Origin of the sequence: Corallococcus sp. AB030 (assembly GCF_003668965.1) — a bacterium.
GTDB lineage: Bacteria > Myxococcota > Myxococcia > Myxococcales > Myxococcaceae > Corallococcus > Corallococcus exiguus.
In genome coordinates this window covers 18,490-27,055 of sequence record NZ_RAWQ01000153.1, presented here as the reverse complement: position 1 = coordinate 27,055, position 8,566 = coordinate 18,490, and the positions used below count along the sequence as shown (strand labels likewise).

General features: G+C 73.3%; 9 protein-coding genes. 8 read left to right on the top strand and 1 reads right to left on the bottom strand.

Going from position 1 to position 8,566, the window contains the following annotated elements:
- Positions 1-1,089, top strand: a 1,089-nt coding sequence (locus D7Y15_RS30030) for an HAD-IC family P-type ATPase (RefSeq protein WP_148712902.1), incomplete at its 5' end; no start/stop codon positions are given.
- Positions 1,090-1,110: 21 nt separating this feature from the next.
- Here the strand turns inward: D7Y15_RS30030 and D7Y15_RS30025 are convergent.
- The gene (locus D7Y15_RS30025) at positions 1,111-2,127 is read right to left on the bottom strand and encodes a 2-hydroxyacid dehydrogenase (protein WP_121754700.1); all 1,017 of its coding nucleotides are present in this window, start codon (positions 2,125-2,127) and stop codon (positions 1,111-1,113) included.
- 258 nt (positions 2,128-2,385) lie between these two features.
- On the opposite strand from D7Y15_RS30025, the gene D7Y15_RS30020 reads away from it, so the two are divergent.
- From D7Y15_RS30020 to D7Y15_RS29990, 7 genes are read left to right on the top strand one after another with little or no spacing between them, the layout of a single operon-like run.
- Positions 2,386-2,724 carry a hypothetical protein gene (locus tag D7Y15_RS30020; protein ID WP_120578836.1) on the top strand — a complete coding sequence of 113 codons (339 nt, stop codon included), beginning with the start codon at positions 2,386-2,388 and terminating at the stop codon, positions 2,722-2,724.
- Positions 2,721-3,767: a hypothetical protein gene (locus D7Y15_RS30015; RefSeq protein ID WP_126935692.1), complete on the top strand. Its 1,047-nt coding sequence runs from the start codon at positions 2,721-2,723 to the stop codon at positions 3,765-3,767. Before D7Y15_RS30020 ends, D7Y15_RS30015 begins: the two co-directional genes overlap by 4 nt.
- A gap of 22 nt (positions 3,768-3,789) precedes the next feature.
- A complete protein-coding gene (locus D7Y15_RS30010; RefSeq protein ID WP_120578834.1) occupies positions 3,790-4,080 on the top strand; it encodes a TraR/DksA C4-type zinc finger protein in 291 nt (96 codons plus the stop codon).
- Positions 4,081-4,112: 32 nt separating this feature from the next.
- Positions 4,113-5,501, top strand: coding sequence for a sigma-54 dependent transcriptional regulator (locus D7Y15_RS30005; protein ID WP_120578833.1), 1,389 nt, complete (start codon positions 4,113-4,115; stop codon positions 5,499-5,501).
- 28 nt (positions 5,502-5,529) lie between these two features.
- On the top strand, positions 5,530-6,735 hold the full coding sequence (locus tag D7Y15_RS30000) for a sensor histidine kinase (RefSeq protein WP_217279251.1): 1,206 nt from the start codon (positions 5,530-5,532) through the stop codon (positions 6,733-6,735).
- Positions 6,735-7,436 (top strand): response regulator, encoded by a 702-nt coding sequence (locus D7Y15_RS29995; protein WP_121754698.1) that lies wholly within the window; start codon positions 6,735-6,737, stop codon positions 7,434-7,436. Before D7Y15_RS30000 ends, D7Y15_RS29995 begins: the two co-directional genes overlap by 1 nt.
- Entirely contained in the window at positions 7,433-8,551 is a 1,119-nt protein-coding gene (locus D7Y15_RS29990; RefSeq protein ID WP_233605132.1) for a sensor histidine kinase, read from the top strand. Before D7Y15_RS29995 ends, D7Y15_RS29990 begins: the two co-directional genes overlap by 4 nt.
- Positions 8,552-8,566 lie beyond the last annotated feature (15 nt).

Genomic DNA, 8,566 nt, shown 5'->3' with positions numbered 1-8,566 from the left:
GAGGAGCAGGGGCTCACGCTGCTGGGGCTGGTGGGGCTCGCGGATCCGCCCCGCCCGGAGGCGGTGGAGGCCGTGCGCGCGGCGCGCGACGCCGGGGTGCGCACGGTGATGATCACCGGCGACCACCCGGCCACCGCCCTGGCCATCGCGAAGGAGCTGGGCCTGGTGCGCGAGGGTGAATCGCCCGAGGGCATCGTGCACGCGCGGGCGACCGCGGAGCAGAAGCTCCACATCGTGCGCGGGTGGAAGGCGCGCGGGGAGGTCGTCGCCATGACGGGAGATGGCGTGAACGACGCGCCCGCGCTGCGCGAGGCGCACATCGGCATCGCCATGGGCCGCACCGGCGCGGAGGTCACCCGCGAGGCGTCCGACCTCATCCTCACGGACGACAACTTCGCGAGCATCGTGGCCGCCGTGCGCGAGGGGCGCGGCATCTACGAGAACATCCGCAAGACGCTCGTCTACCTGCTGGCGGGCAACGCCGGCGAATTGGTGCTGATGCTGTGCGCGTCGCTCTTGGGGCTGCCCCTGCCGCTCCTGCCCCTGCACCTGCTCTGGGTGAACCTGGTGACGGACGGGCTGCCGGCGCTCGCGCTGGTGATGGACCCCGTCTCGCCGGACGTCATGCGCCACCCGCCCCGCCGTCCGGAGGCGCCCATGCTGGGACGCCCCGAGTGGGGCGCGGTGCTGGCCACCGGCCTGCTGGATGCCGCCGTCACGCTGGGCACCTTCCTCTGGAGCCTCCAGCGCCTGCCGGTGGAGGAGGCGCGCACGCTGACCTTCACCGTGCTGGTGTGCTGCCAGGTGCTGCGGGCCTTCGCCGCGCGCAGCGTGGACCTGCTCCACTGGGAGGTGGGCGCCTTCGACAACCGGCCGCTGCTCGCGGTGGCGGCCCTCACCCTGGCGCTGCAGGCCGCCCTGCCGGAGGTGCCCGCGCTCGCCGCGTTCTTCTCGCTGGTGCCGCTGGACGCCGCGCACCTCGCGCTCGCCCTGGGGCTGGGGTTCATCCCGGTGAGCGTGCTGGAGCTGCGCAAGCTGCTCTCGCGCGGGATGGCGCGGGCCCGTGCGCGCGCCCCCCGCGGCGGTTGACGCGGGCGGCCTTCCGGACTTTCAGCGGGGGCGCACCTGCTCGGCCCGGACCTCCGTCGCCTCCAGGGGCTCGCCCCGCTCGAAGCGGCGAATGCTTTCGAGCGTGGTGCGGGCGATGGCGCCCAGCGCTTCACGGGTGAGGAAGGCCTGGTGCGCGGTGATGAGCACGTTGGGGAAGGTGAGCAGCCGCGCGAGCACGTCGTCCTGGAGCACCTGTCCGGAGAGGTCCTGGAAGAAGACGCCTTCCTCCTCTTCGTACACGTCCAGCCCGGCGGCCCCCAGGTGGCCCGACTTGAGCGCCGCCAGCAGGGCATGGCTGTCGATGAGCGCCCCCCGGCCGGTGTTGATGAGCATCGCTCCGGGCTTCATCCGCGCGAGCGCCGCCGCGTCGATGAGGTGGCGCGTGCCGGGCGTGAGGGGCAGGTGCAGCGAGAGGATGTCCGCCCGGGCCAGGGCCTCCGGGAGCGCCACGGGCTCCAGGTGCAGTTGCCGCGCATCCTCTTCCTTCAGCTGGGGATCCACCGCGAGCAGCCGGCAGCCGAAGCCGTGGAAGATGCGGGCGGTGGCGCGGCCGATGCGCCCCAGCCCCACCAGGGCCACCGTCTTGCCGTGCAGGTCGAACCCCACCAGCCCGTCCAGCGAGAAGTTCCACTCGCGCACCCGCGCGTAGGCGCGGTGCACCTTGCGGTTGAGCGCGAGCACGAGCGCCGCGGTGTGCTCGGCCACGGACTGCGGTGAGTACTCGGGCACCCGGACGACGGTCATCCCCAGCCGGGCGGCCTCCGCCAGGTCCACGTGGTTGAAGCCCGCCGAGCGCAGCGCCACCAGCCGCGTGCCCCCTTGCGCCAGCGCCTGGAGGCAGGGGCCGTCCAGCCGGTCATTCACGAAGGAGCACACCCCGGGGAAGCCCGCCGCCAGTCCCACCGTCTGGGGCGTCAGGCGGGGCTCGAACCAGGTGAACTCATGGCCGAACGCGGCGTTGGCCTCCTCGAAGGCGGTGCGGTCGAAGCGGTGGGTGTCGAAGAAGGCGATGCGCATGGGCGTGTTCCTTCCGGCGCGCGAAGGCGGCCGCGGGCTCTTCGCCGGACTCTGCATCCGCCATGCGCGGCGGGGACACCGGCCCCGGGGGCCGGGTGGGCGCAAGCGTTGCGCGGTGCACGGGGGCTTTCGTGCAACTCCTGCGGGGCGCGCCACGCAAGGCCCGGGACAAGACTGGCATGCATCCTGTAGAGCAACGGGGGTGGGCCGCGCAGCGTGGGGGGCCCGGGACGCGATACGGGAAATGGAGGACGCTCGATGAATGCCACGCGTGACGAGGCAGGCCAGAGGTTGCGCCAGCGGTGGCGGGCCCTGCTGGAGATGAGGCGCAAGCACCGGGAGCTGCTGCGTGAAGTCACCGGCGCCGGGGCCCCCGAGTGGGTGGACCGCGCGATGGCCCTGGAGGAGACGCGGCTGCTCGACGCGCTCGACGCTCGCGAGGCGCGGGCCCTGGAGGCGCTGGAGCGCGCGTTGGAACACCTTCCGGCGGACGGCCTGCCCCGGTGCGAGGGCTGCGGCGCCGTCATCGAGCCCGAGCGGCTCCATGTCCTGCCCGAGGCCCGGTGCTGCCCCTGGTGCGTGGCGAGCAGACGATGAGTCCGTCTCCCAAGGCCCCGGTCGCCATCGGGTGGTTCGCGCTGGGGTACTTCGCCTGCTACCTGCCCTACAGCGCGCTGACGAAGGCGCTGAGCCTGGGCGCACTGCCGGGGATGAGCGCGGGGCTGCCGGGCTTCGTGCTGCTGCCCTCCACGGCGCTGGCCACGCTCGTGGGGATGTTCACGTACCTGGCGTGGAGCGGCTCCTTCCAGCACGCGGGGCGCCTGCGCTTCGGGCCGGTGAGCCTGCCCTGGCCGGGGCGCTGGACCTTCCTGTCCGGCCTGTGCACCACGGGCATCATCGCCACCACCACGCTGGCGTACACCTTCGACGGCACCTCCATCGTCTTCATGATGCTGCTGATGCGCGGCGGCGTGCTGGTGCTCGCGCCGCTGGTGGACGCGGTGAGCGGCCGGAGCGTCGCGTGGCCTTCGCGTGTCGCGTTGGGGGTGAGCCTGGCGGCGCTGCTCGTCGCGACGGGGCCGGGCGCGGAGCCGCGCCTCTCCCTGGTGGCGGGGCTGGACTGGGCGGTGTACGTCGTCGGCTACTTCGTGCGGCTGCGCTTCATGAGCCGGCTGGCGAAGAACCACGTCCCCGGCGCGCGCGAGCGCTACTTCGTGGAGGAGCAGATGGTGGCCGCGCCCGCGCTCGTCGTCCTGCTCGCGCTGTGGGCCCTGGCGGGCGTGGGGGGCGCGGCGGAGCAGCTGCGCGAGGGCTTCACCGGGATGTTCACACGGCCCACGCTGGCCGTGGAGCTGGCCGTGGGGCTCCTGTCCCAGGGCAGCGGCATCTTCGGTGGACTGGTGCTGCTGGATGCGCGGGAGAACACCTTCACCGTGCCCATCAACCGCGCTTCCAGTGTGTTCGCGGGCGTGGGCGCGACGGCCGTGCTCGCGGCGTGGCTGGGGCTCCCAGGCGTGAGCGTCCGGGAGCTGGCGGGCGCCGCGCTGGTGACGGTGGCCGTCGCGGTGCTCGCGGTGCCGGGCGTGCTCGCGGCGCGGCGCAAGCGCTCCGCCGCCCTGTCACTTCCCCCGGCCTCCTGAAGCCCGCACGGACGAGGACTTCATGCACGCGGACCCCATCACGACCCTGGCGCTGCGGATGCTCCTGTCCCGCCGGAACGCGCTGCGTGCGTCGTGCGCGGCGTTGGCTGCCCGGACGCCCGTGCGGGGAGTGCGACTCCCGCCGCACGAGCTGGCGGAGGTGGAGGCGGCGCTCGAGCGCATCGAGCAGGGCCGCTTCGGAGGTTGCGAGCGGTGTGGGGGCGCCATCGGCCGGCAGCGGCTGCTCGCCGTCCCGGAGGCGCGCTGCTGCCAGGCGTGCGCGGATGCGCGGGCCCGGGACGCGAACGCATGAAGGCCCCGGATTCATCTCTGGTAAGCAGGGGCATGCCCCCGGAACGCATCCTGGTCGTGGATGACGAGGTGAACGCGCGGCGCGCCCTGGCCACCCTCCTCGCGGAGGAGGGGTACGAGGTGCGTGAGGCCGCGGACGGCGCGGAGGCGCTCGCGGCGCTCCCGGACTTCTCACCCTCGCTGGTGCTCACCGACGTGCGGATGCCTCGCATGGACGGCGTCACCCTGCTGCGCCGCGCGAAGGAGGACGGCAGCGACGCGGCCTTCGTGATGATGACGGCGTTCGCCACGGTGGAGGCGGCGGTGGAGGCCATGCGCCTGGGCGCGGAGAGCTACCTCACCAAGCCGCTGGACCTGAACGCCGTGCTCGTCGTGCTGGGCAAGGCGCTGGAGACGCGCCGGCTGAAGCAGGAGACGCGGCAGCTGCGGGAGCGGGTGGCGGAGCGCTTCCGCGTGGGCAACATCATCGGGGACGCGCCCGAGCTCCAGGGCGTGTATTCCCTCATCCACCAGGCGGCCCCCACGCGGGCCACGGTGCTCATCCTGGGGGAGAGCGGCACGGGCAAGGAGCTGGTGGCCCAGGCGCTGCACGAACTCAGCCCGCGCAAGGCGCGCCCCTTCGTGAAGGTGCACTGCGCGGCGCTCAGCGAGGGCCTGCTGGAGAGCGAGCTGTTCGGCCACGAGCGGGGGGCCTTCACCGGCGCCCTGGCGCGCAAGGAGGGCCGCTTCGAGCTGGCGGACGGGGGCACCCTGTTCCTGGACGAGATTGGCGAAATCTCCCCGGCCGTGCAGGTGAAGCTGCTGCGCGTGCTGCAGGGCCGCGAGTTCGAACGCGTGGGCGGCACGCAGACGTTGAAGGTGGACGTGCGCATCGTGGCGGCCACCCATCGCGACCTGGAGGCGGAGGTGGCGGCGGGCCGCTTCCGCGAGGACCTCTACTACCGCCTCAACGTGGTGGCGGTGACGTTGCCGCCCCTGCGCCGGCGCAAGGCGGACATCCCCGCGCTGGTGAGCCACTTCATCGAGCGCTGCAACGCGGCCCATGGCAGGGCCGTGAAGGGGCTGGCGCCCGGCACCCTGGAGGCGCTGATGAGCCACGACTGGCCGGGCAACATCCGCGAGCTGGAGAACGTGGTGGAGCGCGCCGTGGTGCTCGCGCGAGGAGAGGAGCTCACGGCGGACGACCTGCCGCCCGTGCTGCGCGGCCCCCGCCCCAGCGCGGGGAGCGGCGACCGGCTCATCCCCGGCGCGACGCTCGCCGCCATCGAACGCGAGGCCATCCTCCGTACGCTGGAGATGGTGCAGGGCTCCACCACGCGCGCCGCGGAGGTGCTGGGCATCAGCGTGCGGAAGATCCAATACAAGCTCAAGGAGTACGGCGGCGGTGGCACCGGCCCGGACGAGGAGCCGGCCGCCTCCTGAGGCCCCGCGCGCAAGGAAGGGATTCGCCATGGAAGCCAGACCTGAAGGCGTGACGGACGACGTCCTGGAGGAGCTCCAGCGCTACGTGGGCTTCTCCGCCAGCGACGGGGAGGCCCTGCGGGAGCTGCACCCCATCGCCTGCGCGCACTTCGAGCGCATCGCGGACGTCTTCTACCGGCGCATCCTCGAACACCCGGGGGCGCGCAAGGCGCTGGAGGGCGGCGAGAGCCAGGTGGGCCACCTCAAGGTGACCCTCCAGGACTGGATGGGGTCGCTGCTCCTGGGGCCGTGGGACGCGGCCTACTTCGAGCGCCGCTGCCGCATCGGACGGGTGCACGTGCGCATCCACCTGCCGCAGCACTACATGTTCGGCGCCATGAACCTGCTGCGCCAGGAGCTGACGGCGGTGATGGAGGAGTCGCTGCGCGGCGACCCCGACCGGGCCGCCCGCCTGGACCGGGCGCTGGGGAAGATCCTCGACCTGGAGCTCGCCATCATGCTGCACACGTACCGCGAGGACCTGCTGGCCCAGGGGGCCCGGGCCGAGCGGCTGGCGACCTTCGGGCAGCTGGTGGGCTCCATTGGCCACGAGCTGCGCAACCCGCTGGGCGTCATCGAGACGTCGCTCTTCATCCTCAAGGGCCGCCCCGCCGCGAAGGAGGACGCGCGCGTGGCCAAGCACCTGGACCGCATCGGGGAACAGGTGGAGGTCGCCAACCACATCGTCACCAGCCTGCTGGACATGATCCGTTCCCGCCCGCTGGTCCGCGCGCCGCTGCGGCTCGCGGAGGTCTGGGTCTCCGCGCGCGAGGCCGTCGCGCCGCCCGAACACGTGCGCGTGCGCACCGAGGGCCTGGAGGCGCTGCCCTCGCTGGAAGGAGACGCGGTGCAGCTGCGGCAGGTCTTCGTGAACCTGCTGCAGAACGCGGTGCAGGCCCTGGGCGAGCGCGAAGGCGAGGTGTGGCTGACGGCGGACGTCCCGGAGGCCGGGGTACGGCGGATCCGCCTGGTGTTGGAGGACAGCGGCCCGGGCCTGGACCCTTCCATCCGCGCGCGCGTCTTCGAGCCATTGATGACCACGAAGGCGCGCGGGCTGGGGCTGGGGCTGGCGCTCGTGCGGCGCATCCTGGAAAGGCATGGAGGTGGCATCGCGTACGCTCCCGCCGAAGCCGGAGCCGGGCCGGGCGGGGCCCGCTTCGTGGTGGAGCTTCCCCTGACGCTGGAGCCTTCCTGATGGGCCGCTTCCTGTTGGTGGATGACAACCGGGCCTTCGCGGAGAACCTGGCGGAGATCCTCGAGGACGCAGGCCACTCGGCCACCGTGGTGGACCGGGGTGAGGCCGCGCTCCAGGCCGCGCGCGAGGAGCGCTACGACGTGCTCATCACCGACATGCGCATGGCTGGAATGAGCGGCGCCGCGCTGGTGCACCACCTGCGTCAACGGGACCCGGGGCTCGCGGCCATCGTCATCACCGCGCACCCCGGGGAGGCCGAGCTCGCGCGAGCTCGCGCGGAGGGCGTGCTCGCGGTGCTGCCCAAGCCGGTGCCGGTGCCCGCGCTGGTGGAGCTGCTCACGCGGGCCCGCCGCGACGGACTCGTCGTGCTGGTGGAGGACGACGTTCGCCTCGCGGACAACCTCACGGAGGTGCTGCGCGAGCGCGGCTTCACGGCCGTGGTCGCGCACTCGGTGCCGGACGTGGTGGGCCTGGAGCCCGTCCGCCCCTTCGCGGCGCTCGTGGACCTGCGCGTGCCGGGCGGCCCTGACGGCGAGGCGCTGCGCCGCGTACAGGAGCGCTTCCCTGGCACCACTCCCTTCGTCGTCACGGCCTATCCGGAGGCGCTGCCCGCGGACTTCGAGGGCCGGCTGGTCCGCAAACCCTTCGACACAGGGGCGCTGCTCGCGGAGCTGGAGCAGGTGCACGGAGGCCGCGCGTGACGGGGCCGGGGAGCGCGGGGGAGCGTCCCCGGGTGCTGGTGGTGGATGACAACGCGGCGTTCCTGGACAACATGCGGGAGCTGCTGGAGGACCAGGGCTACGTCGTCTCCAGCGCGACGAGCTGCGCGGGGGCGCTGGAGCGGGCGCCGGCGGGCTTCGACGTGGCGCTGGTGGACGTCCGGCTGCCGGACGGAGAGGGCACGTGGCTCGCTCCCCGGCTCAAGGCGCTGGTGCCGGACGGGGAGGTGGTGCTGCTCACCGGCCTGGGCATGCTGGAGGCCGCGGTGGCCGCGGTGCACGCGGGCGCGTGCGCGTACCTGCTCAAGCCCTGCGCCACGCCGGAGCTGCTGGTGACCCTGGAGCAGGCGCTGCGCCAGGTGCGGCTGCACCGTGAGAAGCGGGCGCTGGCCCGGCGCGCGCAGGTGACGGAGAAGCTGGCCGCGGTGGGCACGCTGACCGCGGGCCTGACGCATGAAATCCGCAACCCCCTCAACGCCGCCGCCCTGCAGCTCACCGTCCTGGAGCGGCGGGTGCGCAGGCTGGAGGAGTCCGTTCAGGGGCCGCTCCTGGAGCCGCTGCTGCTGGTGCGGGATGAAATCCGCCGCCTGGATCACATCCTCGAGGACTTCCTCCAGTTCGCCCGTCCCCGCGAGTTCAAGTCGGGCGCCGTGGCGGTGGCGCCGCTGTTCGAGCGGGTGAGCAGCCTCCTGGCCTGGCAGGCCGAGCAGCGCGGCGTGACGCTGGAGGTGGAGCCGCCGGGCGCGTTGGAGGCGTGGGGGGAGGAGGAGCGGCTGCGGCAGGTGCTGCTGAACCTGGCGCTCAACGCGCTGGAGGCGACGCCGCAGGGAGGCCGGGTGCGCTTCAGCTCGAGCGCGCGGGGAGGGGAGGTGGCGCTCTTCGTGGACGACAGCGGGCCCGGCGTGCCGGTGGAGGCGCAGGGGAGGCTCTTCGAGCCCTTCTTCACGACGAAGGCGAGCGGCAGCGGGCTGGGGCTCTCCATCGTGCACGCCATCGTCACCCAGCACGGCGGCACCCTCCAGGTGGAGGAGGGGCCGTTGGGGGGCGCGCGCTTCACCTTGCGGTTGCCTGGAGCACCGGGGACGGAGGCGGGATGAGGCCCAGGACGCCCC